Here is a 25,835-nt window from a genome sequence, read left to right on the forward strand (position 1 = left end):
GGACCCGTGAACAGCACCGCGTAAGGGGCTCTGGGGGTACCCCCGGCCGAAGGCCGGGGGAGGAACCGCGCGACCAGCCCCCACCCACCCGCAGCCGCGAACCGGCCCTCAGCTCGCGGGCGGCACCGGCGCCGCCTTCTTCCGCAGCCCCAGATGGTCGTCCGGGTCCTGGAGCCGGTCCGGCTGCGCGGCAAGCATGCGGCGGACCGCCGGCTCCGGCATACGGACCACCACCGGCCGGGGCAGGGTCAGTTCCCGTACGGCGGTGCCGGTACGGCCGGACCGGACCCGGTTGGTCACCCGCGCCACCACCCGCACGTCCAGCGTGAACTGCACGAGGACCGCGGCGGACTTGGGCTTGTGCAGCGGCATCGACCCGGACGCGTTCACCGCGGTGTCGGCGGCGCCGCCCGCGCCACCGGCGTTGCCCATCAGCTGGTTGAGGCGGAACTCCTCGGCGTTCAGCAGCCCCGCGCCCGCGAGGCCACGGGCCGACCGGCCGTGGTCGGCGGCGCTGAGGCCGTCCGTCTGGGTGGGCCGGGGCGCGTCCAGACGGCTCTGCCCCACCGTCTCGAAGGTCATCTTGTCGCCGACGCCCAGGACCCGGCCGTCCCGCAGCCGCGCGTGCACGGACGCCCGCAGGTCCTGGCCCTCCACCCCGGTGGCGTGCACCGGGGGCAGCTCCGCCCCGGCCGAGGTCAGCAGCGGCAGCGCCGCGATCAGCCACTCGGTGGAGACGGCCTCCTGGAGGGTGTACGCGGCGGCCTGGCCCTTGGACCGGAAGCGGTCGCCGCCGCCCGCCTCCCGGACCGCCGAGTTCACCAGCTCCCGTACCTGCGGTGCCCCCTGGAAGCCGTTCACCTGTGCCTCCATCGGCAGCCGCACACCGCCGGAGCGCCAGTTGCCGAGCGCGGCCGGGCGGCCGTCCCCGGGTCCTGGCGCCGGCGCCACCGGCGGCCGGCGGGGCGCGGTCAGCCGGCCGAGGGCGGCGAGGTCGTTGTCCAGGACGCGGTGGGTCACCGACTGGCGGCCCAGCGAGGCCAGCGCCAGCCGGCGGTCGCCGCGGTGCAGTTCGAGGGTCGCCTCGACCGGGACCCGCATCTTCGACGACTTCGCGGTCTTCGCCTCGGCCACCGTCTTCATGCCGAGCTGGCCGCGGCTCGCCGTGCCGGAGCGCCGTGAGCCGCCCGAGCCGACGCCGAGGCCCGCCGCGCCACCGGTGCTCTTCAGCTGCCCGGCCCCGCCGTCCGGTTTGCCGGAGCCGGCGAAGATCCCCTCCAGGCCGGACGACGTGCCCTCGTCGTGGGTGGCGGCCTGCTGGGCGACGGCCGCGGTGATGTACTCCATGTCCCGGCCGTCGTCCGCCGCACCGTCGTAGGTGCCGTCGGCGAGCCGGTTGACCTTGAACACCGCCCAGTACGGGGTCCTGCGGCCGTCGAACAGCTCGACGGTGACCCCGCCGTCCATCGCGCCGGACAGCAGTCCCGCGCTGCCGTCGCGGTCCAGGAGGCGCAGCAGCCGCTGCACGTTGTCGTTGCGGTCCGCCAGTTGCCGGCGGGGCAGCAGGTCGTCGGCGAGGCTCTGCTGCCCGCTCTCCGCGAGGCGGGTACGCAGCCGGGCCAGCAGCGGCACGAAGTTCGGCAGGTCCTCGACCATGCCGAAGCCGAGGGGGAGTGTGCGGGCGAAGGACGGGTTCGTGGTGCGCGGCGGCGCGGAGGTCGAGGACCCGGCGGTGTCCGTGGCGCGCGCCTGCTCCCGGCCCTCGCGCTCGGCACCCGCCCGGGAGCTCTCCGCCGGCCGTTGGCCCGGCTGCCGGGGCGAGGTCATCAGGGCCGGTTCGGGGTCGAGCTTCAGCTGTCTGCGGATCGCCGCCGGCAGCTGCGCCTCCGTCAGCCACACCGCCGCCTCGGCCGGCAGGGTGCGGGCGGCCGTCGCCACGTAGGGGCCGCCGCCGGTGACCTCGACCTCGGCGACCATGGTGACGAGCAGGTCGCACTGGACCAGGTAGAGCGGCGCCTTCTTCGGGGTGTGGGCGTTGCGCTCGACGGTGCCGGACAGCGCCGCGGACCGGGCGTCGCCCTGGCCGGTGGTGCGGTTGCCCGACAGGCCCTGGCCGAGCCGCCACTCGGCGTCGTTCTCCGAGCCGGTGGCGCCGAACTGCCACGTGCTGGTGGTGCCCTGCCCTTCCTGGCCGGCCGCCTGGTGGCCGCCGAGCACGAAGGTCTCCGTGCCGGGGCCCGCGCCCCGGTGCAGGAACTTCGGGTTGGCCAGGGTCAGCCGGGTGCCGACGGCCCCGTTCAGCGCGGCGAGCCGGCGCGGGTAGCGCAGGTTCTTCACCACCCACCCGGAGGACGCGGCCTGCCGCAGCGACGCCGTGATGGCCTGCGGCCCGAACCGCTCCTCGATCGCCAGCCGCGGTGCGAGCCCCTCCGTCTGCAGCGCCGGATCCTCGCGGACGTCCTTGTTGCGGGCGGCGGCCCTGGACAGCAGCTGGAAGGCGAGGTCCCGGACGGCCTGTCCGTCGCCGACCGTCTCCACCAGCTGCCAGTCCCGCAGCGCGTGCCCGACCGTCGGCCGGGGCACGAGGCCGGCCAGGTCGCCGATGCCCTCGGCGGTGACGGCGTACTCGGGGCGCGGGGTCCGGGCCCGGCGCCGGCCGCCCACCGCGTCCTGGCGCCGCTTGCCCTCCTCGTCGAGGGTGAACTCGGTCGGCGTGACCAGCCGTACGTCCTGCTCGTCCAGGTGCAGGCCCGCCAGCTGCCGTGCCTCGGGCGCCTGCTGCCCCGGGGAGCCGGGGGTGAGGGCGCGGCCCAGTTTGCGCTGCCGGGAGGTCATGGTGACGTCCACGTCGAGGCGCAGGGCCGCCCCGAAGGTGCTGGCCTTCTCGGAGCCGTTGGTGAGGACGTCGGTGCGGGTGGTGGGGCCGGCCTGGTTGCGGCGGGTGCCGGTGCTGTGTCTCTCGTAGCGGGCCGAGGCGGTCAGGACACCGGGGACGATCCTGGCCTGCCCGAGCACCAGACCGCCGATCGAGCGTGAACTGCCGCGTCCGCTCTGCATGTTGCCGGTGACACCGGAGTGGCTGCGGACCAGCCAGTCGTCGGTGTCGCCGAGGTAGCCGGTCTCGCGGAGCTGTCCGCGGACGCGGATCTGCACGTCGTGGGAGTGCAGGGTGGTCTTGCGGCGCAGCCGCACCCGGATGCCGGTCGTGGTCAGCTGGTCCTTGTTGACCCGCAGATTGGTCTCGGACAGGGCGGCCATCAGCTCGCGGTGGTTGCGCCGCTGCAGCGCGGCCTCCTCCTTGGACGACGGCGTGGGCCGCGTGTCGGTGCCGAAGGAGGGCAGGTAGCCGGCCAGCCGGGGGTCGGTCGCGAACAGCTCCTGCACGGCCCGGACCATGGGGCGGGTGTCGAGCCGGCTGAGGGTGACGCTGGAGCCCATGGCGCCGAACGGGAGGTGCCGTTCGACGTCGGTCTCCGCGCCGTTCTCGTCGGTCCGCTTCGGCTTCCTGACGAACTCCCCGGCCTCGGTCCCGGACGGCAGCGGCAGCCCGAGCGACTGTGCCTCGTCGGCCCGCAGGCTCATCCACACCCGCATCGAGTGCCGGGCGACCCGGGTCCCGGGGCGCAGGACCATCTCGGCCGAGCGCGGGCCCGTGCCCTCCGCGGTGAACCGGACGGTCGCCAGGTAGAGCACCTTGTCGCCGCGCACCTCCGCGCCCTGGCGGCTGGAGACGGTCTGCTCGGCGACGGTGAACCGAGCCTTGCGGGCCGCCGCGACCGGCATGGCCGTACCCCGTACGACGGCGGCGTTGCCGGCCGCGCCGACGCCGATGGCCGGGCCCAGGCCGCCGGTGAGGGCGCGTCCCTTGCCCGCGCTCTCGGTGACCGTGTGCTGGGTCTGCTGGTGGGTGCGCAGCTGGGTCCCGCCGGTGCCCCAGGCGGGGGACATGCCGGTGATCTCGGCGTGCAGGCGGTAGCTGCCCACGCTGCTGCCGTCCTTGGAGGCGAGGTCCTCGCCGGTGACACCGTCACGCAGCAGGCGTGGCAGGTCCTCCAGGACCGTCGCGGTGGAGGTGGCCTCGTAGAGGCGGGAGCGGCCGGGGGCGCCGGGGGCGGTGAGCGAGGGGTGCAGGACGGTGGCGACCGCGTCGAAGAGGCCGCCGCCGCCCTGGTGCGGGGCGGCGGTGTCGGTGACGGCGACCGGGGCCATGGAGTCGGCGAGCGAGACGCGCCGGGCGGTGTCCGCGCCGACGGCCCGCGGAGCGGCGGGGGCCTCGGTGCCGGCCGCGACCAGATGCTCGGTGGGCACGCGCTGGGTGAGGGCGCCCGAGCCGTGGAAGGTCTGCGCGTGCTCGGCCCCCTGCTTCTTGACCCGTACGCCGTACCGCACCTTGCGCGGTGCCTCGACCGAGCCCTTCTCGCTGCGCAGCACCCGGGGTTCGGCCACGTTGCGCTGGCTGCGCGACTCCCGGGAGGACTGCCAGGGCTGCGCGTTCACCAGGCCGGCGCCGCCCAGCCAGAGCCCCGGGGCGACGGGCGCGAGCCCGAAGGCCATGCCGCCGGCTCCCTTGCTGGAGCTGCCGCTCGCGGTGGTGGCGACGGTGGTGGCGGTGTTGTGCTGGACGTCGACCTTGGTGTCCTTGCCCACGGCGTCGTCCACCGCGGCGAGCGGCGCCCCGTCCGGGTCCGGGACGGTGTTCGCGAGCAGGTCCCCCGGGTGGAAGACGGGCGGCCGGTCGTCGGGGGCGCGGGAGACGGTGACGGTGACGTCGTACCACTCCTTGCCGGTCCTGCCCCTGACGGCGAAGGCGCGGCCCTGCCCGTAGAACGACTCGGGGCGGCCGGCGAGTTCGGCGCCGATCTCGGCGACCGTGCCGTCGCCGTGGCCGACGACGGCGGCCACCGCGTTCCGGACGAACTCGTGCCCGGTGAGTCCGTAGGCCGTGGACAGCCCGGCGGCCTGGAAGTCCATCAGGTACGGGGGCAGTACGAGGCCGGGTGCGCTGTTCTCCTCCTCGACGGTCGCCACGGGTGCCACCGGCCGGCCGCGTACCGCGGGGGGCCGGGCGACGCCCTTGCCCTTCGCGTCCTGCAGGGCCAGCGTGGCGGCCGCGTTCCCCGCCCGCCCCTGCAGGGCGCGCATCGCGTGCGCCGAGCGCGGGACAGGCACCGGGGAGTCGACGGGCGCGGCGGTGGCCGGTGCCCGGGAGACCTCGGAAGAGGCGTCCTTGCCGCTGTCGCCTGCCTTTCGCTGCGTCCGCACGGAGTCAACGTAGGCGCGGCCGGTGCGGGCGGAACGCCTTCCGCACCACTTGTCATCCCCGCCTCGGCAGGTGGTCAACCTCCGTACACCGCAAGGTCGTTCAACCGTCCGGGACGGCTACGGCACCCTCGGGAAACGGGCCTGGAGCGTCCAGATCGCCGGGTTGTCGGCCAGGCCCTCGTGCAGGTCGGTGAGGTCGGCGATCAGGTCGTGCAGGAAGTCCCGTGCCTCACGACGCAGTGCGGTGTGGGAGAAGGTGAGGGGCGGTTCCTCGGCCGGCATCCAGTCCGCCTCGATGTCCACCCAGCCGAAGCGGCGCTCGAAGAGCATGCGGTCGGTGGACTCGGTGAAGTCGAGTTCCGCGTGCTGGGGCCGGGCGGCCCGGGACCCCGCCGGATCCCGGTCCAGCCGCTCCACGATGTCGCACAGCGCCCATGCGAAGTCCAGCACCGGCACCCATCCCCAGGCTGTGGACAGTTCCCGGTCCGCCTTGGTGTCGGCGAGGTAGACGTCCCCGCAGAACAGGTCGTGACGCAGCGCGTGGACGTCCACGCGGCGGTAGTCCGTCTGGGGCGGGTCGGGAAAGCGGGTGGAAAGGGCATAGCCGATGTCGAGCACACGCCGATGGTGTCACGGCCCCGCACCCCGTCTCTCCGCCGCGCCCCTTCTCCCTGCTGCGCTGTCCTCCTTCGTTCCGCCGCGAGGGTGCTCGGCCGCGACGGTGGGGTTCGGTGGTGCCGGGCGGCCGGTGGCCGTTGTCGGTCCGGTGGTCGGTTGCGGGGTGCGGCGCCGTGGGGGCTGGCCGCGCAGTTCCCCGCGCCCCTGCTTTTGACCGCGCCTCCCTTTTCCGCCGCGAGGGTGCTCGGCCGCGACGGTGGGGTTCGGTGGCGCCGGGCTGCCGGTGGCGGCCGTTGGTCCGGTGGTCGGTTGCGGGGTGCGGCGCCGTGGGGGCTGGCCGCGCAGTTCCCCGCGCCCCTGCGGGGGTGTGGCTAGCGGGGGCTGTCCAGTCGCTTGCGGAGTACGGCGCACGGTCGGCCGTGTTCGCGGTCCGGGCGGTGGGCGGTCACCTCGTAGCCGAGGGCGGTCCAGAAGGCGAGTCCCTTCGGGTTGTTCTCCAGCACCGCGAGCCGCACGGCGTCCCGGCCCGCCTTTCGGAACCGCTGCTCGACCTCCCCCGCGATCCGCCGCCCGTACCCCTTCCCGTGCTCCCCGGCGTCCACCATCAGCAGTCCGATCCACGGATCCGGGTCGGCCGGATCCGGATGCCGCGCCAGGGTGACGACCACTCCGACCAGCCGGCCTTCGGCCCGCGCCAGCAGCACCTCCACGTCCGGATTCGCCAACTCGTCGGCCAGCTCGGCGGCCACCTGCTCCGGCCGGATGTCGTCCGGGTCCGGGAAGTCGCCGCTCAGCGCCTGGAACTCACGGTTGGAGGCGTACAGGGCGGTGAGCTCGGAGAGGACCGGGGCAGGGATGTCGTGGTCGGGGGTGAGGGGGACGCGGGCGAGGATCATGCCCGCAACCTATCCGGCGAGAGCGCCGAGAGGGTGGGGTGCTGGGCGAGGTGGTTGCCGATCACCACGAAGTGGGAGGTGTGGCGGGCGTTGTCGTGCGTGAGTCCGCCGGACCCCCGGATCGGGTGCTTCCTGGCGGCAAGCACGGGACTCGGCGCACGGGGGCGCGCTAGGGTTTTCGGTATCCATCGGGAAGGTGTTCTCTTCCTGGGTGGTCAGGCCCTCGCACTGGGATTGCCGTCCCGGCGGGGGCCGAAGTTTTTGCGGTTGGTGCGCTGAGCGTAGGGCACGCAACCCGCCTCAAAGCCAGCCGAGTTGGGCATATTCACTCGCGGGAGTGACGCTGCGCGACGGGCGGGAGGGGTGGGCTTGGTGGGGTTCTTTCTCCCTGATTCGTTCCTTGAGTGGTGACGTCCCTCGGGACCGAAGTCCGCGTTCCCGGACTACGGCGACACCCCGATCTCGGCCCACACCGTCTTGCGCGGCGAGAGCCCCGGTGCCACGCCCCACTTGTCGGCGAGCGCCCCCACGAGGACGAGGCCCCGGCCCGACTCCGCCTCCGGTGCGAGGGGTTGGGCGTGCGGCAGCCGGTCACCGCGGGTGTCCGTGACCTCGATCCGCAGGGTGTCCCCGACGACGTACAGCAGGAGCCCGAAGTCGCGTCCCGACACCCGCCCGTGCGTTGCCGCGTTCGCCGCCAGTTCGGCCACGATCTGCCGCGCCGGATCCAACGGCAGCCCCCAGGTCCGGAGTTGCTCGGCGGCCAGCAGACGTGCCAGGCGGGCACCACGTGGCGTGGGCGAGAGTCGCAGGCTCATGTTGCGGACGGGGGTGGAGATTTCATCGTTCACATCACTCAGAGTGGCCGGGCATGCATACCGTGAACAGTGACGAAGCCCTTGCGTACGGTGACTGTCCGGCGCTTGTCCGGTGCTGTCCTGGCTGTCTGGAGCGTTCGTACGGGTAAGGGCGCCGCGGGTACGGGCGTACGGCAAAAGGGGGCGTGGGATGAGCGTGGACGGCGGCGAGGTGACCGAGCCGGGCTGGGAGGTCGACCCGGACGACGACTGGGGCGTGGCGGTCATCGCCACCGTGGGGCGTCAGCTGAAACTGCGGCGCGAGGCGGTGGGGATGCGGGCCGCAGAGTTCGGGGAGGCGGTCGGCTACGGGGAGGACATGGTCTACAAAGTGGAGGGCGGCAAGCGGATCCCCCGTCAGGAGTACCTGACCCGGGCGGACGAGGTCCTGGGCGCGGGTGGGCTGATCTCGGCGACCTGGGAGGACGTGAAGAGGGTCCGGTACCCGAAGAAGGTGCGCGAGCTTGCCAAGTTGGAGGGACAGGCGGTTGAGATCGGGGTGTATGAGTGCAACAGCGTCAACGGACTCTTGCAGACACCCGAGCATGCGAGGGCCGTCATCTCGGCGGCCCAGCCGCCCTACTCACCGGATGACGTGGAACGCATGGTGACGGCCCGTCTGGCTCGGCAGTCGGTCTTCGAGCGCGACCCGGCTCCGTCCATCCACTTCGTGCTGGAAGAGGCTGCACTGCGCCGTCCCATCGGAGGCACAATGGTGTGGCGAGGGCAGCTCGATCATTTGCTGGCGGTGGGCCGCCTACACAACGTCATGCTTCAGGTGATGCCGTTGAACTCCGAGGTCCACTCCGGTTTGGACGGCACCATCGAGCTGCTGAAGTTCCCGGATGGTACGGCGGTGGGACGCTCCTATGGCGCGTTCAACGGCCGTCCGACAACGGACCCGAAACAGCTCCGCATTCTTGAGCTGCGGTATGGCACCATCCGGGCGCAGGCTCTCTCACCAGGGGAGTCACTGGCCCTCATCGAGCAACTGCTGGGAGAAACATGATTCGCAAGGCACCCTCCGGGGACGCCTCCGAACTGGCGTGGTTCAAGAGCAGCTACAGCAGCGGCAATGACGGCGAGTCCTGCGTAGAAGTCGCCCTGACCTGGTTCAAGAGCAGCTACAGCGACGGCAACAACGGCGAATCCTGCCTCGAAATAGCCCCCACCCCCACCACCATCCACATCCGCGACTCCAAGTACCGCTCAGCGCCTGGCCCCCAGCTCGCCCTCGCCCCCTCCGCCTGGGCGGCCTTCGTGCCGTACGCGTCCGCGGACTGAGCGAACGCCGGAGCCCCCGGCCGCACCCACACGGCCAGGGGCTCCCGCACGGCGCAGCGTGCCGCGTCTGTCAGACGTTGACGCCGAAGTCCTGGGCGATGCCGACCAGGCCCGAGGCGTAGCCCTGGCCGACCGCGCGGAACTTCCACTCGGCGCCGTTGCGGTACAGCTCGCCGAAGACCATCGCCGTCTCCGTCGCCGCGTCCTCGGAGAGGTCGTAGCGGGCGATCTCGGCGCCGCCGGCCTGGTTGACGATGCGGATGTAGGCGTTGCGGACCTGGCCGAAGTTCTGCGAGCGGGTCTCCGCGTCGTAGATCGAGACCGGGAAGACGATCTTGTCGATGTCGGCGGGGAGGCCGGCGAGGTTGACGTTGATCGCCTCGTCGTCGCCGGCGCCCTCGCCGGTGCGGTTGTCGCCGGTGTGGACGATCGTGTTGTCCGGGGTCTGCTTGTTGTTGAAGAAGACGAAGTGGGCGTCCGAGTACACCTTGCCCTGCGCGTTCACCGCGATGGCCGAGGCGTCCAGGTCGAAGTCCGTGCCGGTGGTGGTGCGGACGTCCCAGCCGAGGCCCACGGTGACGGCAGTCAGGCCCGGAGCCTCCTTGGTGAGCGAGACGTTGCCACCCTTGGAGAGGCTTACAGCCATGGTCGGGAGTCCTTTCCCTCGTGTCGCGTACGGCCGTGCGGCGCGTACGGGCTTGAAGCTACAGCTACCCGTATGAACGCCACGAGGGGTACCGAAGGTTCCACCTCGCTTTACTTTCTTTGCCAAAGAGATGGTGAACGTTATTCGCGTGACGTGTGCCGGTCAGGCGCGCGACCATAGGGGCATGTCCGGTCCTTACGTCATCCGCGGCTCCGTCTCGCTCCCCGAGGCCGAGCTCAACTGGCGTTTCTCGCGGTCGTCCGGGCCGGGTGGCCAGCACGTCAACACCAGCGACTCGCAGGTGGAGCTCCGCTTCGACCTCGCCAGCACCGGGGCGCTGCCGCCGGTGTGGAAGCAGCGGGCGCTGGAGCGGCTGGCGGGACGGCTCGTCGACGGGGTGATCGTCGTACGGGCGTCCGAGCACCGTTCGCAGTGGCGCAACCGCGAGACCGCCGCCGTACGCCTCGCCGCGCTCCTCGCGGAGGCCACCGCGCCGCCGCCCAAGCCGCGCACGCCGACCCGGATCCCGCGCGGGATCAACGAGCGCCGGCTGCGGGAGAAGAAGCAGCGCTCGGAGACCAAGCGGGGGCGGACCGGCCGCGACTGGTCCTGACGGCGCCCGGCCCGTGCCTCCCGTCCCGCGCGGCGCCGCTAGAGCTCCAGCACGCCCACCGCCTGGTCCCCGCTCGTCTCGTCGGTCTTCCGGAAGCCCAGCCGCAGGTAGAACTCCTCGGGGCCGTCCGGTCCCGCGTGCCAGGTGACGTACATCTCCTTGCCGCCCCGGCGGCGGATCTCCGCGGCCACCGCCTCGACGGCGAACCGGCCGTAGCCCCTGCCCTGTTCCGCCGCGTCGATGTTGAGGCGCCACAGGCCGGAGCGGAGGAGGGTGCCGTCGGTGCGCCAGTCGATGTCGAGGAAGGCCATCAGAAAGCCGACCGCGCGGTCCCCGTCGACGATCAGGCGCGGCCAGGCGACCCCCGCCGGACGGACGTACGCCTCGGCGAGGGACTCGGCGACCGGTTCCACGTTCTGTTCCTGGTCGGGCCGGACCCGAATGCGGAGTGCCGCCGTCACATTTGCGGTCGTCACTTCTTCGAGGCGGAGTGCGGGAGACATCCGGGCACTCTAGAAGGGGGGTTCGGTAACCGCCCACCGAATTATTGGAAACGGACCGCGCGGTTTCATCCCAGCTGCCGGTAGCGCCCCCGGAAATACATCAGGGGTCCGCCTTCCGCGCTCGGCAGTTCGGCGGTGAGGACGCGGCCGATGACGAGGGTGTGGTCGCCGGCCGGGACACGCTGCTCGGTGCGGCACTCCAGGGTCGCGAGGGCGCCGCCGACCAGCGGGGCGCCGCTGGCCGGGCCGCGGACGTACGGGATGTCCTCGAAGAGCAGGCGGTCGCTGATGCGGCCCTTCATCGCGAAGCGGCCGGCGATGTGGCGCTGGCTCTCGGTGAGCACGGAGACCGCCCAGCGCGGCTGCTCGTCCAGCAGGTCGTCCATCCGGGACCCCTCACGCAGGCTGACCAGCACCAACGGCGGGTCGAGCGACACCGACATGAACGCGGTGGCGGTCATGCCGACGTCCTCGCCGGCCGGCGCCAGCGGGTCGTCCGGGTCCAGCGACGGCTCCTGCGCGGTCACCAGGACCACGCCGGCGGCGAGCCGGGAGAGGGCGGCCTTGAACGCTTCGTTGCTCACCCCCACAGCATGCCCGGTGGCTTCTGCGGCGGTGGGGGAGGGAGTCTTCAGCACGCCGGAAACGCTAGTGTCGGACCCGGCGCGGCCGCATCGGCCATCGGCCCGAGCCGGGTCCTAGGACCAACGGCGGGGTGCGGTGCGATGAAAGGCCGTAACGTGCATCGTATGCGCACATCCGCAAAGGCTGTGTTCAGTAAGCACACAGGGAAAACGCGGAAACTCCACGCAATTGTTCACGTTCTCCTGTGACTTGAGTCACAAGGGACGTTAATTGTTGACCCTGTGTACCGAGTGGGCAGCGCGCTGTGATTCAGTGGCGGGGAAAAGTAGCGCCGAAGCAGACCCTTGATTCGCTGCGAGGTCTCGGGGGGAGGGCGAGCATGGAGACAGAGTCCGAGCCCTACGTCCGTCTTGCGTCCCTGCGACAGCTGCACCAGGTCATGGCCGACATGAACACGGCCCGCAGCCTGGCGGACACACTGCAGACGGTCGCCGACGGCGTGATCACCGCTCTCGGTTACGAGATGGCGTGCGTCAACCTCGTACGCCCCGACGGCGACCTCGTGGTCGCCGCCTTCTCCGGAAACTCCGCCGCCGAGGCCCTGATCACCGGCCGGGTCGGCTCCCGTGAGTCCTGGGAGCGGCGGCTGAGCATGGGCGAGAACTGGGGCGACCTCGTCTTCATACCGCACACCGAGGGCTGGGTCCTCGACGACGACGACGTCCCGCAGTGGTACACCGACGGCCCCGCGCCGCGCTTCGAGGACGAGTGGCACCCCTCCGACCGGCTCTTCGCCCCGATGTACACGCCCGGCATATCGGGCAGCTCCTGTGGCGAGCTGCTCGGCGTGATCTCCGTCGACCGTCCGCGCAACGGCCGCCACCCGGGCGCCTGGGGCCGCGAGGCCCTGCAGATGTACGCCTTCCAGGCCGCGATCGCGATCAGCAACGCCCGGCTGCGCGCCAACATGCAGCGCGCCCTGGTCCGCCTGGAGCGCGAGCAGCAGGCGCTGCGGGCCAGCGAGGAGAGCTTCCGACAGGCCTTCGAGTACGCCCCCTCCGGTATGGCGATAGCCGAGATGGGCGGCGACCAGCACGGCCGCATACTGCGCAGTAACGACGCCCTGTGCCGCCTGCTGGGCCGCCCCGCCTCCGCGATGCGCCGCTACTCCTTCTCCGACCTGGTCCACCCCGAGGACATCGGCACCCTGCTCCGCACCTCCGCGGAGGGCGGCCGCGCCGAGCTCCGCCTGGGCCGCCGTGACGGCAGCTACGTCTGGGTCTCGCTCCGCAACTCCGTCGTCGCCGACGCGGCCGACGGCCCGCGCTTCCTCCTCACCCACGTCGAGGACATAGAGGAGCGCAAGCGCCGTGAGCTCCAGCTCGCCCACCGCGCCTCCCACGACTCCCTGACCGGCCTCCCGAACTCCGCGGAGCTGCGCTCCCGGCTCTCCTCCCGGCTCTGCCGGCGCGCCGGTCACGCCGGGGAGCTGGAGTCCCTGGACGCGGCCTACGGCCACCCCGCCTACGACGTCAACGGGCACGGCTTCGACTTCGCCGGCTCGGCGGGCGGTACACCGTCGTACGACGGCTACGACCACCACGTGCACACCGTCGCCCCCGAGGAGGGCCGCGACGACGGCACCAAGGGGCTCGCGGTGCTCTTCTGCGACCTCGACGGCTTCAAGTCGATCAACGACCGGTTCGGCCACAACGCGGGCGACGCCGTTCTCATCGAGGTCGCCCGCAGGCTCACCCGGGGTGTCCGGGACGGTGACACCGTGGCCCGCCTCGGCGGCGACGAGTTCGTGATCCTCGCCGACGGGCTCGGCAGTGCCGACGCCCAGGACCTCGCGGTACGCCTGCGCAACGAGATCATCCAGCCGATCCGTGCCGAGGGCCGGGCCGTCCGGGTGGGCGCCAGTTTCGGCATCGGATGGGCGCACTGCGGCATGACGGCGGACGAAGTCCTGAAATCCGCGGACGAGCGGATGTACGTAGAGAAACGATCTCGTCCCAAAGCACATCGCCGTGCCGGATGATCCGCAGGTCATCGTGCTGATGCGATCCGAGTCACCTGTTTGGCTCAGTCGGACCGGGTAGGCTCGACTCTCAATACCTGTACCGCATCCGCCCGCACCTGTTGAGGAGTACCAAGGGATGACGCCCGGCGACAACGGCGCGAGCACGCCCGAGGACGACGACCCGTTCGGCTACCTGTACGCCGATGGCCAGGCCAGAGGCGCCCAGCCGCCGTCCGGCGGCGGTGGCTACGGCTACCCGCATCAGGTCAGCAGGGTGCGCTCGGTCGGCGAGCGTACGTACGGTGGTCAGCAGCAGGCACCGCAGCCGCAGTACGGCGGCCAGACCATCCCCCAGCAGCCCGGCACCGGCTACGGCCAGCAGCCGAACGCGGCCTACCAGGCCCCGGAGACCTTCCCGGGCGGCGCCCCGACCACCCGTACGCCGACGCCCGCGGGCCGGGGCCGCGGTCCCAACACCAAGGGCCTCCTCATCGGCGCCGTCGCGGTCGTCGCCGCCGTCGTCATCGGCATCAGCGTCGCGATGATGAACGGCAACGGCGACGACAACAAGGCAAACGGCGGCGCCTCCACGCCCCCGGCCCAGTCCCAGACCGCGTCGGCTTCACCGTCGAGCACCAGCTCGGCGTCGTCCACGGGCGACATCCCGCCGATCGACGCGAAGGCCCTCCGCCTGGACGGCGGCGCCTCGCTCGCGTCGGACGTGAAGGGCGCGCAGGCCGAGGGCGGCATCTATGTGACGAATTTCAACCAGACCGGTGCGGGCGTCACCTGGACCGTCGACGGCATCCCGTCGGACGGCCTCTACACCGTCTTCGCGCACTACAGCGCGACACAGGACGAGAGCATGACGCTCACCATCAACGGCAAAGAGTTCGGCAGCAAGTTCCCGCTGAACAACTACACGCACCAGAGCGACCCGGCCAACGCCTGGACGACCAGCTACACGTACCCCACCCTCACCAAGGGCACCAACACGATCTCCCTGTCCTGCCAGAGCGGGGACAGCTGCGACATCCTGCTGGACCAGCTGTGGGTGAAGCAGGGCAAGCACACGAACAAGAGCTAGGCGGCCGTCGTCCCGCCGGTCACCGTGACCTGACCGAGCAGCTTCTCGTAGGTTCCCCGGTCGAACTCGCCCGCGGCCGGGGACCGTACCGTTGCCGCCGACAGGGCCACCGCCCGGGTGAGGCGGTCCGGCCAGGGGAGTTGGTCGGCCAGCCCCGACAGCAGGCCGGCGACCGCTGAGTCGCCGGCGCCGGTCGGGTTGCCGTGTTCGCGGGTGGGCGGGGTGGCGTGCCAGCGGCCCTCCGGGGTGAGGGCGAGCAGGCCCCGGGGGCCGAGTGAGGCGACCACTGTACGGGCGCCGCGTCGGCGGGCGTCCTGGGTCGCGCGCAACGGCTCATGGGAACCGGTGAGTTCGGCGAGTTCGTCGGCGTTGGGCTTGAGCAGGTCCGGGCGGGCCGCGACCCCGCGCCGCAGCGGCTCCCCGCTGGTGTCGAGGAGGACGGGGACGCCGACCGAGCGGGCCGCCTTGATCAGGCCGGTGTACGCGCCCACCGGGACTCCAGGCGGCAGGCTGCCGCACAGCGCCACCGCCGAGGCGGCGGTGAGGAGTTCCGCGTAGTGGTCCAGGAAGGCGCCCCACTCGGCCGGCGCTATCTGCGGGCCAGGTTCGTTCAGCTGGGTCGTGTCGCCCGTCAGTTCGTCCACGACGGCGATGGTCCGGCGGGTCGACCCGGCGACCGGGAGCAGCGCGTCCCGCACGCCCGGGGTGTCCGCGAGGCGCTCTCGTACCGCCCGCCCGGTGGTCCCGCCCGCGAAGCCGGTCACCGTCGTCTCGTGGCCGAGCGCGGCCAGCACCCGGGCCACGTTGACCCCCTTGCCGCCCGGCCGTTCGGTCACGGCCGAGACGCGGTGCGAGGCGTGCGGGCGCAGGGCGCCGACCCGGTAGGTGATGTCGAGAGCGGTGTTCAGGGTGACGGTGAGGATCACCGGGCGACCTCCCTCGTGCATGTCCGTGCCATCGGTGGGGGCACGATCATGCCAAAGAGACGGCGACCGGCCTAGGTCGCCGTCTCCCAAGAGATGGTCGCGGTCAGGCCAGTTCGGGTGCGACCACCCAAGTACCCCGCCGCATCACGCCCTTCAGTGTGAAGTCCGCGTCCAGGACGAGCAGGTCGGCGTCCTTGCCGGGCTCCAGGGAGCCGACGCGGTCGTAGAGGCCCAGCAGTCGCGCCGGGTTGGCGGACAGGGCGGCGACGGCGTGCTCGACGGGCAGCCTGTCGACGGTCACCGCCCGCCGCAGTGCGCGGTCCAGTGTCAGCGTGGAGCCGGCGATGGCACCGCCGTCCACCAGCCGGGCCACCCCGTCGCTGACCTCGACCTCCAGCGGGCCGAGGAGGAAGCGGCCGTCACCGCTGCCGGCCGCGTCCATCGCGTCCGTGATGAACGCGACCCGGTCCGGACCCGCGTGGTGGAAGGCCAGCTGGAGCGCCGCGGGGTGCAGGTGGGTGCCGTCGTTGATCAGCTCCACCGTCACCCGCTCGTCCTCCAGGAGGGCCGCGATCGGGCCGGGCGCGCGGTGGCCGATCTGCGGCATCGCGTTGTACAGGTGGGTGGCGACCGTGGCGCCCGCGTCGATCGCCGTCACCGTCTGCTCGTACGTGGCGTCCGTGTGGCCGATGGCGGCGATCACGCCGCGCTCCGCGAGCAGCCGTACCGACTCGATGCCGCCGGGGAGTTCGGCGGCGAGCGTGACCATCTTCGCGTGCCCGCGCGCCGCGTCCACCAGCTTGCGCACCTCGGCCGGGTCCGGGTGCCGCAGCAGCGCCTCGGAGTGCGCGCCCTTGCGGCACGGGGAGATGAAGGGGCCCTCGAAGTGGATGCCGGCGATGTCGCCCTGCTCGGCGAGCTCGGAGAGGAGACCGGCCTGGCGGGCCAGGACGTCCATGTCGTCGGTGACGGTGGAGGCGACGAGCGTGGTGGTGCCGTGCGCGCGGTGCGTGCGGACGCCGGTGAGGACCTGCTCGGCGGTGCCGGAGCTGAAGGAGGCCCCGCCGCCGCCGTGGTTGTGGATGTCCACGAAGCCGGGCAGGAGCCAGTGGCCGGTGAGGTCGATGAGGTCGGCGTTCTCGGGAGCTTCGGCGGCGATCTTCGTGCCGTCGACGACCAGGCGTCCCCTGTCCACCACTCCGGTCGGGAGGACTGTCCGGGCACCGTCGAGGATCAGGCGGTGCGTTCCGGGCTGCGGGAGCGTCGTGGTTGATCGCGCAGTTTCCCGCGCCCCTGACGGGGCGCTGTCGTGCGGCTCGTTCGCAGCCATCAGGGCTTTACCTCCGGAGTGGTCGTCGTTAGTAGGTCCTGGGCCAGCAGGCCCGCGCCCAGGCAGCCCGCCGTGTCCCCCAGTTCGGCCGGGACGATGGACGGCAGTTTCTGGAAGGTCACCCTGGCCTCCACGGCCTCCCGCAGCGGCTCGAACAGCACGCTCCCCGCCTCCGCCAGACCGCCGCCGACGATGACGACCCGTGGGTCGAGCAGGGTGAGGGCGGTGACCAGGCCGTCGGCCAGGGCGGCCACCGCCTCGCCCCACACCCGGACGGCGTTCGGGTCGCCGGACGTGACGGCCTCGGCGCAGTCCGCCGCGTCCGCGTCCGGGTCCCCGGCGGCCTTCGCCCACGCCTCGCTCACCGCGGCCGCCGAGGCGTACCGCTCCAGGCAGCCGCGCTGCCCGCACGGGCAGGGGACACCGTGCGGCCGTACGACGACATGGCCGATCTCGCCCGCGAAGCCGTGCGCGCCCGGTTCCACCCGGCCGTCCAGGCCGAAGCCGCCCGCGATCCCGGTGCCGAGGGCCATGAAGAAGAAGCGGTCCGCGCCCCGGCCCGCGCCGAGCCTGCCCTCGGCCAGGCCGCCGGTGCGCACGTCGTGGCCGAGGGCGACCGGGACGCCGAGGCGGTCGGCGAGCAGGGCGCGCAGCGGGACGTCGCGCCAGCCGAGGTTGGCCGAGTAGACGGCGACTCCGGCCTCTTCGTCCACTATTCCGGGGACCGCGAGGCCGGCCGCGGACGCCGGCTCGCCGAGGTGCCGCTCGCCGTACGTCCGCAGCTCGGCGGCGAAGTCGAGGATGGCGGTGACGACGACGTCGGGGCCGCGGTCCCGGCCGGTCGCCCGGCGGTCCCGGTGGAGCAGCTCGCCGTCCGGGCCGACCAGCGCGGCCTTCATTCCGGTGCCGCCCACGTCCAGGGCGATGACATGTCTCACGGGAACAGTGTGGCCCGTCGACCCGCAAGAGGTCTAGTCCACTTGCGTGGTGTAGACCTTATGGGTCCACATATTGAACGGCGAGACAGTAGACAGGGGCAGTACACGTGCGGCGGCGTAGGGCAGGAATGATCGCGGTGGTGTCCGCAACGGGCATGACGGCGGTCCTCGGTGGGTGCGGGACGACGGGCTCCTCGGACGTCACCCTCAGACTCGTCGCCGCCGACTACGGGGACTCCGCCGCCAACAGCTCCCAGAAGTACTGGTCCAAGCTGGCCAGGGCGTACGAGGCCCAGCACTCCGACGTGAAGATCGACGTCACCGTCTACTCGTGGAACGACGTCGACCGCAAGGTCAAGGACATGGTCGACGCCGGCAACGCCCCCGACCTGGCGCAGATCGGCGCGTACGCCGACTACGCGGCCGCGGGCAAGCTGTACGAGGCCGGCGACCTGCTCTCCATCCCGGTGCAGGCCGACTTCCCCTCCCAGCTCGCCGAGGCGGGCCAGTGGAACCACGCGCAGTACGGCATACCCTTCGCCGCCTCCACGCGCGTCCTCTTCTACAACAAGACCCTCTTCGCCCAGGCCGGCATCACCACCCCGCCCACCACCTGGAACGAGCTCGAAGCCGACGCGAAGGCGCTCAGGGCGGACGGCGTGAAGTACCCGTACGCCCTGCCCCTCGGCCCCGAGGAGGCGCAGGCGGAGACCATGCAGTGGCTGCTCAGCGGCGGCAGCGGCTACACCGACGACACCGGCACGTACACGATCGACTCCTCGCAGAACATCGACACCCTCAGCTGGCTCAAGGACGACCTGGTCGGCAAGGGCCTGACCGGCCCGGTGGCCCCCGGCAAGCTGAACCGCGCGGCCGCGTTCTCCGCCTTCGCCGACGGCCAGGTCGGCATGCTCAACGGCCACCCCACGCTGATCAAGCAGGCCGAGAAGAAGGGCGTGAAGTTCGGCACGGTCCCGATGCCGGCCCGCGCCGGGCAGAGCACCAGCACCGCGTCCATGGGCGTCGCGGACTGGATGGCGGCGTTCAAGCAGAACGGCCACGCCGAGCAGGTCGGTGACTTCCTGAACTACGTCTACAGCGAGAAGAACGTCCTCGCGTTCTCCCGCGAGTACGGCCTGCTGCCCGTCACCACCTCCGCCTCCCAGGCGATGACCGACTCCACCCGGGCCGAGGACGAGCAGCTGCGCCCCTTCCTGGAGCAGCTGCCCACCTCGGAGCTCTACCCCGCGGGCAAGACCTCCTGGGCCGCGATCAGCGCCGACATCAAGAAGCAGATCGGTACGGCGGTGAGCCCGGCCGGTGATCCCACCGGTGTCCTCACCCGGATCCAGGCCGAGGCGGCGACGGCCGACAGCCGTACGAGCGGGAGCCGCTGAGCGTTACGGTTCTCGCCATGGACCGGCACGAACTGGGCGCGCGCGAACAGGCCATCCTCGCCGTCGAACGCCGGGGCTTTCCCAGCCCCGGCGCGAAGGAACGCGCGATCCGCGAGGAACTGGACCTGGCTCCGGTGCGCTACTACCAGCTCCTGAACGCCCTGCTGGACGACGAGCGGGCGCTGGCCCATGATCCGGTGACGGTGAACCGGCTGCGCCGGGTACGGGACGCGCGGCGCGGGGAGCGCTGAGCCGGGCATTCGCGCCCCCGCCGCCCCTACCCGTCCCGTCCTCCAGGGGGCTGCGCCCCCTTCGACCCCCATCGGCGGTCTGGACCCGCACGCCGGTGGGGGCTGGCCGCGCAGTTCCTCCCCCAGCCTTCGGCCGGGGGGACCCCCAGCGCCCCTGAAGGGTGCGTTTGGGTTTGTGCGCCGGTGGGGGCTGGCCGCGCAGTTCCTCCCCCAGCCTTCGGCCGGGGGGACCCCCAGCGCCCCTGAAGGGTGCGTTTGGGTTTGTGCGCTGGTGGGGGCTGGCCGCGCAGTTCCTCCCCCAGCCTTCGGCCGGGGGTACCCCCAGCGCCCCTTGCGGGGCGCTTCACGGGGCGTTTCACGGGGCGTTGCTCGGATAGTGTCGGCCTATGGGAACCCACATCACGGAACCCCTCCCGACGCCGCGGACCCCGGCCGGGCGTGACGGCCTTGCCGCGCTTGTCTCGCGGCCCGGCTCCGCCCTGGTCGGTCTCGACTTCGACGGGACGCTCGCGCCGATCGTCGCCGACCCCGAGCAGGCGCGGGCCCACCCGGACGCCGTACCGGTGCTGGCCGCGCTCGCCCCGAAGGTGGCCGCCGTCGCCGTCGTCACCGGCCGCCCGGCCGAGGTGGCGGTCCGCTACGGCGGCTTCGCGGGCGTACCCGGCCTGGAACACCTCGTCGTCCTCGGCCACTACGGCGCCGAACGCTGGGACGCGGCCACCGGCGAGCTCACCGCACCGCCCCCGCACCCCGGCATCGCCGCCGTCCGCGCCGAACTCCCCGCCCTCCTCGACCACGTCGGCGCCTCGCAGGGCACCTGGATCGAGGAGAAGGGCCGGGCGATCGCGGTCCACACCCGCCGCGCCCCCGACCCGCAGGCCACCTTCGAAACCCTCCGCGCTCCCCTGACCGACCTCGCCACCCGCCACGCCCTGATCGTCGAACCGGGTCGCCTGGTCCTGGAACTCCGCCCCCCGGGCATGGACAAGGGCGTGGCGCTGCGCGAGTACGCACGGCACATCAACGCCGGCGCGATCCTCTACGCCGGCGACGACCTGGGCGACATCCCCGCCTTCGCCACCGTGGAGAAACTCCGCGAGGAGGGCGTCCCGGGCCTGCTGGTATGCAGCGGCAGCGAGGAGGTCACGGAGTTGGCGGACCGGTCCGACCTGGTGGTGGAAGGTCCGGAAGGGGTGGTACGCCTGCTGAGAAGCCTGGCAGCTCTGAGCGCCCCGTAGGGGGCGCTGGGGGTCCCCCCCCGGCCGAAGGCTGGGGGAGGAACTGCGCGACCAGCCCCCACCGGCCCGCAGCCGAATCTCCACCGGGGCTACCCGCCCAGCGCCCCGAGCTGCTCGAGAAACCACCGCGCCGGCGGCAACGCCGTCGCCGCCTCGGCCAACCGTTTGCACCGCTCCGCCCGCTCCTCCACCGGCATGGCCAACGCCAGTGCCAACGCGTCGGCCGTCCCCCCGATGTCGTACGGGTTCACGACCACCGCGTCCTCGCCCAGCTCCTCGTACGCCCCCGCCTCCCGCGACAGCACGAGCACGCACCCTTCGTCGGACACCACCGGGATCTCCTTCGCCACCAGGTTCATGCCGTCCCGGATCGGGTTCACCAGCGCCACGTCGGCCAGCCGGTACGCCGCCAGCGACCGTGCGAAGTCGTCCTTGACGTGCAGCACCACCGGCGTCCAACCCGCCGTCCCGTAGGTCGAGTTGATCTCGTCCGCGACCCGTTGCACCTCCGCCGTGTAGTCGCGGTACACCGACAGGTCCTGCCGCGACGGATACGCGAACGCGACATGCACCACCCGCTCCCGCCACTCGGGGTGGTCGTCGAGCAGCTGCCGGTACGCCAGCAGCCCCCGCACGATGTTCTTCGACAGCTCCGTCCGGTCGACCCGGACGATCGTCCTGCGCCCCTCGCCGCCGATCTCCTCCCGCAGCGCCCGCATCCGCTCGTCCACGTCCGGCTCGTGCGACCGCTTCCGCAGGAAGTCCGCGTCGGCGCCCAGCCCGTGCACCCCGATCCTGGTGTCCGAGGAGGGGATCCCCGGCCCCAGCACCGCATGACAGCAGTCCACGAACGCGTCCGCCCACCGCCGGGTCAGGAACGCCGCGTGATCGGCGCCGAGGATCCCGCTCAGCAGCTCGGCCGCGATGTCGTCGGGGAGGAGCCGGAAGTAGTCCGGCGGCGCCCAGGGGGTGTGGGAGAAGTGGCCGATCCGCAGGTCCGGGCGGAGCTGCCGCAGCATCCGGGGCGCGAGCGCCAGGTGGTAGTCCTGGATGACCACCACCGCCCCCTGGCCCGCCTCCTGCGCCAGCGCCTGTGCGAAGGCGCGGTTGTAGGCCTGGTAGGACCCCCACTGCCGCCGGAACTCCGCGTCGAAGACCGGTTCCAGCGGGGTCTGGTAGAGCATGTGGTGGACGAACCAGAGGACCGAGTTCGCGATGCCGTTGTACGCGTCGGCGAACACGTCCGCGTCGATGTCGAGCATCCGGACCTGCTGCCCGCCGGTGTCCCCGGCCGGCAGCCGGCCGCCCGCGGCCCGCCGTACCGCCTCCCGGTCGCCGTCGCCGAGCGCGGCGCACACCCAGACCGCGTTCGCGTCCGGCCCGATCGCCGACAGACCCGAGACCAGCCCGCCCCCGCCCCGTTTGGCGTGCAGCGCGCCGCTCGCGTCGTCGGGGCGTACCTCGTACGAAACCGGGCCGCGATTGGACGCGACCAGCACCTCAGCACCGCCGGTGGAAGCCATGGGGGAAGCCATACGCCTCAACCTAGCCCGGCCCGTAAACGCTCAAACGTACGGCCGCACCCGACGCGCCGCCGTATACGGCCGTACGGCGAACTCACGCCACCTTGCGTTCGGCGTACTCCGTGATCTCCACCATCGGCGGGCGTTCCTCGGTGTCCACGGAGTACGTGCGCGGTTCGAAGCCGTCCTCGCCCCGCTCGAACTGGGTGAGGGAGGGCCGGATCAGGTGGCCGCGGGCCAGCCGGAGCTGGGCCGTGCGGTAGATCGCGGCGGACATCCGGCCGAGGGCCTGGCCGTCCTGGTGGCGGTGCTTGCGGACGCCGACGTCGACCTGGGCGAGGGCGTCCAGGCCGGCCAGGTGCAGGGCGTCGACCAGCATGCCCAGTTCCACGCCGTAGCCGACCGGGAAGGGGAGCTGTTCGAGGAGCGAGCGGCGGGCCGCGTACTCGCCGCCGAGCGGCTGGACGAAGCCGGCCAGCTGCGGCCAGTGCATGTTCAGCAGCGGGCGGGCCATCAGCTCGGTGACCCGGCCGCCCTGCCCGGCGGCGCCGCCGAGCGGACGGTCGTACATCGCCTTGACGAGGTCCACGCCGGGGTCGGTGAGGAGCGGGCCGACGATGCCGGTGACGAAGTCGGAGGAGAACTCCCGCAGGTCGGCGTCGACGAAGCAGACGATGTCCCCGGTGGTGACCAGGAGGGAGCGCCACAGGACCTCGCCCTTGCCGGGGACGGCGGGGATGCGGGGCAGGATCGCGTCGCGGTGCACGACGCGGGCGCCGGCCGCGGCGGCCACGGCCGCCGTGCGGTCGGTGGAGCCGGAGTCGACGACCACGATCTCGTCGACGAGCGGCACCTGCTGCATCAGGTCGTGGCGGATGATCGCGACGATGTCGCCGACGGTCTCCTCCTCGTTGAGCGCGGGCAGCACGACGCTGACCGTCTGCCCGGAGGACCGTTTGGCGGCCATGACGCGGTGCAGGGGGCGATCGGTTACGGACCAGGAGCGGGTGGCCAGCCAGCGCTCGACTTCTTCCAGCACGGTCAGCGGCTCCTCACTGTCACGGCCACACGACGACGTGTGATCCATCTCGCGGTACGGACGACTCTCTCAACTGTCCTGGCCTTCGGTTACAGTCTTGAACAACGCCGATGACCATCGCATGTCCTGGGGTCACCCGGCGTTGACAACCGCATACCGCTCATCCAGAGGGGCAGAGGGAAACGGCCCGTTGAAGCCCCGGCAACCCTCCAGTCGGTACTCGTAGATCACTGTCGATCAGCGCGAGGCTCCCGGCTAGGGAAGGTGCCAAATCCGTCTCACGACGAGATGCGTCGTGAGGAAGATGAGGAGAAAGGGCCTCGCCTCACATGGCTGTGCAGACTGTTGCAAGCACCACGGATTCCACCGTCGACCTCGGTCCCGCCGCCGCCCTGAGCTGCCGCGAGTGCGGTCACCGGGTACCGCTCGGCCCGGTGTTCGCCTGCGAGGAGTGTTTCGGCCCGCTGGAGATCGCGTACGACTTCTCGGCCTACGACGCCGAGGAACTCCGCAAGACGATCGAAGCGGGTCCCGCGAACATCTGGCGCTACGCGCCGCTGCTGCCCGTCCCCGCGGACGTGGCGACGAAGCCGAACATCAACCCCGGCTGGACCAAGCTCGTCCAGGCCGACAACCTGGCCAGGGAGCTGGGCGTCACCGGCGGCCTGTACGTGAAGGACGACTCCGGCAACCCGACGCACTCCTTCAAGGACCGCGTCGTCGCCCAGGCCGTCGAGGCCGCCCGCGCCTTCGGCTACACCACCCTCTCCTGCTCCTCCACCGGCAACCTGGCCGGCGCGGTCGGTGCCGCCGCCGCCCGGGCCGGCTTCCGCTCCTGCGTGTTCATCCCGCACGACCTGGAGCAGGGCAAGGTCGTCATGGCCGCGATCTACGGCGGCGAACTCGTCGGCATCGAGGGCAACTACGACGACGTGAACCGTTTCTGCTCCGAGCTGATCGGCGACCCGGCCGGCGAGGGCTGGGGCTTCGTCAACGTCAACCTGCGGCCGTACTACGCGGAGGGCTCCAAGACCCTGGCGTACGAGATCTGCGAGCAGCTCGGCTGGCGGATCCCGGACCAGCTCGTCATCCCGATCGCCTCCGGCTCGCAGCTGACGAAGATCGACAAGGGTCTGCAGGAGCTGATCAGGCTCGGGCTCGTCGAGGACAGGCCGTACAAGATCTTCGGTGCCCAGGCCGAGGGCTGCTCGCCGGTGTCGGTGGCGTACAAGGAGGGCCACGACGTGGTCCGGCCGCAGAAGCCGAACACCATCGCCAAGTCGCTCGCCATCGGCAACCCGGCCGACGGGCCGTACGTCCTCGACATCGCACGGCGCACCGGCGGTGCCGTCGAGGACGTCACCGACGAGCAGGTCGTCGACGCCATCAAGCTGCTCGCGCGGACCGAGGGAATCTTCGCGGAAACCGCCGGCGGAGTGACGGTTGGAGTCACCAAAAAGCTCATTGAGAATGGGTTGATTGATCCGGCGAAGTCGGTCGTTGTACTGAACACCGGTGACGGACTGAAGACGCTGGACGCGGTGGCGGGGACCGGACTCACCGCGACCATCCGCCCGAATCTGGAGTCTTTCCGCGAGGCCGGGCTCGCCTGAGTCCCCCGAGAAATAGGGCGGCGCCCGGAGGTGCCGCCCGGACCGGAGGTAAAAACGTGAGCGTCACCGTTCGCATCCCCACCATCCTGCGCACCTACACCGGTGGTCAGGCCGAAGTCGCCGCCGAAGGGGCCACTCTCGGCGAGGTCATCTCGGACCTCGAGAAGAACCACACCGGGATCTCCGCGCGGGTTCTGGACGACCAGGGCAAGCTGCGCCGGTTCGTCAACGTGTACGTCAACGACGACGACGTCCGCTTCGAGCAGGGCCTGGAGACCGCCACCCCGGACGGCGCAGGCGTCTCCATCATCCCGGCCGTCGCCGGCGGCTGACCTGCGGCCCCGCTTGACAGGCTGATCGAATGACCGAACATTACCTTCGGTAACGCCGGTCACCGACTGTTCATCCGATTGCCCCCTCCGTGAGAGAAGCGGAGGGGGCAATTCTGTGTGGTTGAGCGCGGTACAGTTGGGGAACACGGTCCCGATCTCCAGGTCGGGGGCCCCGTATTCGATACCGCGAGCCCGACAAGAAGTAGCCAAAGTGCGCGGGTTATATGCGGCTTTTGTGGCCTTTATGGGGCCCGACTTGCCCTGAATTCGGCCGAATTCTTGCTACATTCCGGACCCCTTCCGTCCAGAATTCTCGTCCGATTGACCTGTTGCAGACGGCAGTTGGACAGATACATTCAGCCGCGGTCGACGCGTTCCGGCGCACGCCCCCAACCAATGGGGGGTGAGGTCTGACCCGGATCCGCGAAGTGTGGATCTGTGCAAGGGCCAGTAATAGGGGAGTTAGGCATGGCTCAGGGCACCGTCAAGTGGTTCAACGCGGAGAAGGGGTACGGCTTCATCGCGGTCGACGGTGGTGCGGATGTATTCGTCCACTACAGCGCGATTCAGATGGACGGCTACCGCACCCTGGAGGAAGGTCAGCGGGTCGATTTCGAGATCTCGCAGGGCCAGAAGGGGCCGCAGGCGGACATGGTCCGGCTGGCGACCAGCTGAAGCACGCGCCGACTGACAGCGACGTTCTTCTGTACTTCTTCGAAGGGCTCGTGCCTCCCGGGGCACGAGCCCTTCGGCATGCCCGGGCGCGAGCCCTTCGGCATGCCCGGGGAGGGCCGGCCTCCGGGGCCGATCCCCGGGAGGCGCTTGCTCCCGCCCGCCACCCGACCGCCACCCCTCAACGAGCACTCGCTTCGCG

23 protein-coding genes, 1 pseudogene and 1 riboswitch are annotated in these 25,835 nt (G+C 71.6%); of the genes and pseudogenes, 11 read left to right on the forward strand and 13 right to left on the reverse strand.

The features are described 5' to 3' along the window. Positions 1 to 108 precede the first annotated feature (108 nt). The 5 genes and pseudogenes from AB0472_RS12700 to AB0472_RS12720 form a co-directional block, all read right to left on the reverse strand. A complete protein-coding gene (locus AB0472_RS12700) occupies positions 109 to 5,262 on the reverse strand; it encodes a hypothetical protein (protein WP_366355900.1) in 5,154 nt (1,717 codons plus the stop codon). A gap of 117 nt (positions 5,263 to 5,379) precedes the next feature. Next, entirely contained in the window at positions 5,380 to 5,880 is a 501-nt protein-coding gene (locus tag AB0472_RS12705; RefSeq protein WP_366355901.1) for a hypothetical protein, read from the reverse strand. 371 nt (positions 5,881 to 6,251) lie between these two features. Then, entirely contained in the window at positions 6,252 to 6,776 is a 525-nt protein-coding gene (locus AB0472_RS12710; RefSeq protein WP_366355903.1) for a GNAT family N-acetyltransferase, read from the reverse strand. 17 nt (positions 6,777 to 6,793) lie between these two features. Continuing rightward, positions 6,794 to 6,965: pseudogene (locus AB0472_RS12715) on the reverse strand (helix-turn-helix domain-containing protein); the annotation flags it as partial. Between the two features lie 254 nt (positions 6,966 to 7,219). Then, positions 7,220 to 7,594 (reverse strand): ATP-binding protein, encoded by a 375-nt coding sequence (locus tag AB0472_RS12720; RefSeq protein ID WP_366356133.1) that lies wholly within the window; start codon positions 7,592 to 7,594, stop codon positions 7,220 to 7,222. A gap of 190 nt (positions 7,595 to 7,784) precedes the next feature. On the opposite strand from AB0472_RS12720, the gene AB0472_RS12725 reads away from it, so the two are divergent. Both AB0472_RS12725 and AB0472_RS12730 read left to right on the forward strand, forming a co-directional pair. After that, the gene (locus tag AB0472_RS12725; protein ID WP_366355904.1) at positions 7,785 to 8,642 is read left to right on the forward strand and encodes a helix-turn-helix transcriptional regulator; all 858 of its coding nucleotides are present in this window, start codon (positions 7,785 to 7,787) and stop codon (positions 8,640 to 8,642) included. Further along, complete coding sequence (locus AB0472_RS12730) at positions 8,639 to 8,917, forward strand: DUF397 domain-containing protein (RefSeq protein ID WP_366355906.1); 279 nt, start codon at positions 8,639 to 8,641, stop codon at positions 8,915 to 8,917. Before AB0472_RS12725 ends, AB0472_RS12730 begins: the two co-directional genes overlap by 4 nt. 70 nt (positions 8,918 to 8,987) lie before the next feature. Here AB0472_RS12730 and AB0472_RS12735 read toward each other — a convergent pair whose 3' ends face one another. Then, complete coding sequence (locus tag AB0472_RS12735; RefSeq protein ID WP_366355908.1) at positions 8,988 to 9,563, reverse strand: TerD family protein; 576 nt, start codon at positions 9,561 to 9,563, stop codon at positions 8,988 to 8,990. Between the two features lie 184 nt (positions 9,564 to 9,747). Between AB0472_RS12735 and arfB the strand changes: the two genes are divergently transcribed. Next, positions 9,748 to 10,176 (forward strand): alternative ribosome rescue aminoacyl-tRNA hydrolase ArfB, encoded by a 429-nt coding sequence (gene arfB / locus AB0472_RS12740; protein WP_366355910.1) that lies wholly within the window; start codon positions 9,748 to 9,750, stop codon positions 10,174 to 10,176. A gap of 38 nt (positions 10,177 to 10,214) precedes the next feature. Here arfB and AB0472_RS12745 read toward each other — a convergent pair whose 3' ends face one another. Both AB0472_RS12745 and AB0472_RS12750 read right to left on the reverse strand, forming a co-directional pair. Continuing rightward, a complete protein-coding gene (locus AB0472_RS12745; RefSeq protein ID WP_366355911.1) occupies positions 10,215 to 10,679 on the reverse strand; it encodes a GNAT family N-acetyltransferase in 465 nt (154 codons plus the stop codon). A 65-nt stretch (positions 10,680 to 10,744) separates the two neighbouring features. Then, positions 10,745 to 11,317 carry a flavin reductase family protein gene (locus AB0472_RS12750; RefSeq protein ID WP_366355913.1) on the reverse strand — a complete coding sequence of 191 codons (573 nt, stop codon included), beginning with the start codon at positions 11,315 to 11,317 and terminating at the stop codon, positions 10,745 to 10,747. 326 nt (positions 11,318 to 11,643) lie between these two features. Here AB0472_RS12750 and cdgB point away from each other — a divergent pair, with 326 nt between their 5' ends. Both cdgB and AB0472_RS12760 read left to right on the forward strand, forming a co-directional pair. Further along, positions 11,644 to 13,305, forward strand: a complete 1,662-nt coding sequence (gene cdgB / locus AB0472_RS12755; protein WP_366355915.1) for a diguanylate cyclase CdgB — start codon at positions 11,644 to 11,646, stop codon at positions 13,303 to 13,305. Between the two features lie 118 nt (positions 13,306 to 13,423). Beyond that, positions 13,424 to 14,374 carry a carbohydrate-binding protein gene (locus tag AB0472_RS12760; protein WP_366355916.1) on the forward strand — a complete coding sequence of 317 codons (951 nt, stop codon included), beginning with the start codon at positions 13,424 to 13,426 and terminating at the stop codon, positions 14,372 to 14,374. Here the strand turns inward: AB0472_RS12760 and AB0472_RS12765 are convergent. The 3 genes from AB0472_RS12765 to AB0472_RS12775 form a co-directional block, all read right to left on the reverse strand. After that, on the reverse strand, positions 14,371 to 15,300 hold the full coding sequence (locus tag AB0472_RS12765) for a 1-phosphofructokinase family hexose kinase (RefSeq protein ID WP_366355917.1): 930 nt from the start codon (positions 15,298 to 15,300) through the stop codon (positions 14,371 to 14,373). The genes AB0472_RS12760 and AB0472_RS12765 overlap by 4 nt on opposite strands. 103 nt (positions 15,301 to 15,403) lie before the next feature. Further along, positions 15,404 to 16,630, reverse strand: a complete 1,227-nt coding sequence (gene nagA / locus AB0472_RS12770; RefSeq protein WP_366355919.1) for an N-acetylglucosamine-6-phosphate deacetylase — start codon at positions 16,628 to 16,630, stop codon at positions 15,404 to 15,406. Continuing rightward, a complete protein-coding gene (locus tag AB0472_RS12775) occupies positions 16,630 to 17,568 on the reverse strand; it encodes an ROK family protein (RefSeq protein WP_366355920.1) in 939 nt (312 codons plus the stop codon). Before AB0472_RS12775 ends, nagA begins: the two co-directional genes overlap by 1 nt. A 137-nt stretch (positions 17,569 to 17,705) precedes the next feature. Here AB0472_RS12775 and AB0472_RS12780 point away from each other — a divergent pair, with 137 nt between their 5' ends. From AB0472_RS12780 to otsB, 3 genes are all read left to right on the forward strand, one after another. Next, positions 17,706 to 18,965: an extracellular solute-binding protein gene (locus AB0472_RS12780; RefSeq protein WP_366355922.1), complete on the forward strand. Its 1,260-nt coding sequence runs from the start codon at positions 17,706 to 17,708 to the stop codon at positions 18,963 to 18,965. A 17-nt stretch (positions 18,966 to 18,982) separates the two neighbouring features. Further along, positions 18,983 to 19,216 carry a DUF3263 domain-containing protein gene (locus AB0472_RS12785; protein WP_366355923.1) on the forward strand — a complete coding sequence of 78 codons (234 nt, stop codon included), beginning with the start codon at positions 18,983 to 18,985 and terminating at the stop codon, positions 19,214 to 19,216. 386 nt (positions 19,217 to 19,602) lie between these two features. Continuing rightward, positions 19,603 to 20,454: a trehalose-phosphatase gene (gene otsB / locus AB0472_RS12790; RefSeq protein ID WP_366355925.1), complete on the forward strand. Its 852-nt coding sequence runs from the start codon at positions 19,603 to 19,605 to the stop codon at positions 20,452 to 20,454. An 89-nt stretch (positions 20,455 to 20,543) separates the two neighbouring features. Here otsB and AB0472_RS12795 read toward each other — a convergent pair whose 3' ends face one another. Beyond that, positions 20,544 to 21,977 carry a trehalose-6-phosphate synthase gene (locus AB0472_RS12795; RefSeq protein ID WP_366355927.1) on the reverse strand — a complete coding sequence of 478 codons (1,434 nt, stop codon included), beginning with the start codon at positions 21,975 to 21,977 and terminating at the stop codon, positions 20,544 to 20,546. Positions 21,978 to 22,071: 94 nt separating this feature from the next. After that, positions 22,072 to 23,016 carry a glucosyl-3-phosphoglycerate synthase gene (locus AB0472_RS12800; RefSeq protein WP_366355929.1) on the reverse strand — a complete coding sequence of 315 codons (945 nt, stop codon included), beginning with the start codon at positions 23,014 to 23,016 and terminating at the stop codon, positions 22,072 to 22,074. Between the two features lie 157 nt (positions 23,017 to 23,173). Next, positions 23,174 to 23,327: riboswitch (SAM riboswitch) on the forward strand. An 18-nt stretch (positions 23,328 to 23,345) separates the two neighbouring features. On the opposite strand from AB0472_RS12800, the gene thrC reads away from it, so the two are divergent. The 3 genes from thrC (at position 23,346) to AB0472_RS12815 (ending at position 25,636) form a co-directional block, all read left to right on the forward strand. Next, positions 23,346 to 24,629, forward strand: coding sequence for a threonine synthase (gene thrC / locus AB0472_RS12805; protein WP_366355931.1), 1,284 nt, complete (start codon positions 23,346 to 23,348; stop codon positions 24,627 to 24,629). A gap of 56 nt (positions 24,630 to 24,685) precedes the next feature. Then, positions 24,686 to 24,961, forward strand: coding sequence for a ubiquitin-like small modifier protein 1 (locus AB0472_RS12810; protein WP_294001193.1), 276 nt, complete (start codon positions 24,686 to 24,688; stop codon positions 24,959 to 24,961). A 468-nt stretch (positions 24,962 to 25,429) separates the two neighbouring features. Next, the gene (locus AB0472_RS12815; RefSeq protein WP_019057200.1) at positions 25,430 to 25,636 is read left to right on the forward strand and encodes a cold-shock protein; all 207 of its coding nucleotides are present in this window, start codon (positions 25,430 to 25,432) and stop codon (positions 25,634 to 25,636) included. The last annotated feature ends 199 nt before the right edge of the window (positions 25,637 to 25,835 follow it).

Source organism: Streptomyces sp. NPDC086777, assembly GCF_040702065.1.
Taxonomy (GTDB): Bacteria; Actinomycetota; Actinomycetes; order Streptomycetales; family Streptomycetaceae; genus Streptomyces.

What these genes read in the sequence shown, in the direction of transcription:
- AB0472_RS12710 (WP_366355903.1), bottom strand. Translation starts at nt 6,776, where the DNA reads ATGATCCTCGCCCGCGTCCCCCTCACCCCCGACCACGACATCCCTGCC.
- AB0472_RS12720 (WP_366356133.1), bottom strand. Translation starts at nt 7,594, where the DNA reads ATGAGCCTGCGACTCTCGCCCACGCCACGTGGTGCCCGCCTGGCACGT.
- AB0472_RS12725 (WP_366355904.1), top strand. Translation starts at nt 7,785, where the DNA reads ATGAGCGTGGACGGCGGCGAGGTGACCGAGCCGGGCTGGGAGGTCGAC.
- AB0472_RS12730 (WP_366355906.1), top strand. Translation starts at nt 8,639, where the DNA reads ATGATTCGCAAGGCACCCTCCGGGGACGCCTCCGAACTGGCGTGGTTC.
- AB0472_RS12735 (WP_366355908.1), bottom strand. Translation starts at nt 9,563, where the DNA reads ATGGCTGTAAGCCTCTCCAAGGGTGGCAACGTCTCGCTCACCAAGGAG.
- arfB (WP_366355910.1), top strand. Translation starts at nt 9,748, where the DNA reads ATGTCCGGTCCTTACGTCATCCGCGGCTCCGTCTCGCTCCCCGAGGCC.
- AB0472_RS12745 (WP_366355911.1), bottom strand. Translation starts at nt 10,679, where the DNA reads ATGTCTCCCGCACTCCGCCTCGAAGAAGTGACGACCGCAAATGTGACG.
- cdgB (WP_366355915.1), top strand. Translation starts at nt 11,644, where the DNA reads ATGGAGACAGAGTCCGAGCCCTACGTCCGTCTTGCGTCCCTGCGACAG.
- AB0472_RS12760 (WP_366355916.1), top strand. Translation starts at nt 13,424, where the DNA reads ATGACGCCCGGCGACAACGGCGCGAGCACGCCCGAGGACGACGACCCG.
- nagA (WP_366355919.1), bottom strand. Translation starts at nt 16,630, where the DNA reads ATGGCTGCGAACGAGCCGCACGACAGCGCCCCGTCAGGGGCGCGGGAA.
- AB0472_RS12785 (WP_366355923.1), top strand. Translation starts at nt 18,983, where the DNA reads ATGGACCGGCACGAACTGGGCGCGCGCGAACAGGCCATCCTCGCCGTC.
- otsB (WP_366355925.1), top strand. Translation starts at nt 19,603, where the DNA reads ATGGGAACCCACATCACGGAACCCCTCCCGACGCCGCGGACCCCGGCC.
- AB0472_RS12795 (WP_366355927.1), bottom strand. Translation starts at nt 21,977, where the DNA reads ATGGCTTCCACCGGCGGTGCTGAGGTGCTGGTCGCGTCCAATCGCGGC.
- thrC (WP_366355931.1), top strand. Translation starts at nt 23,346, where the DNA reads ATGGCTGTGCAGACTGTTGCAAGCACCACGGATTCCACCGTCGACCTC.
- AB0472_RS12815 (WP_019057200.1), top strand. Translation starts at nt 25,430, where the DNA reads ATGGCTCAGGGCACCGTCAAGTGGTTCAACGCGGAGAAGGGGTACGGC.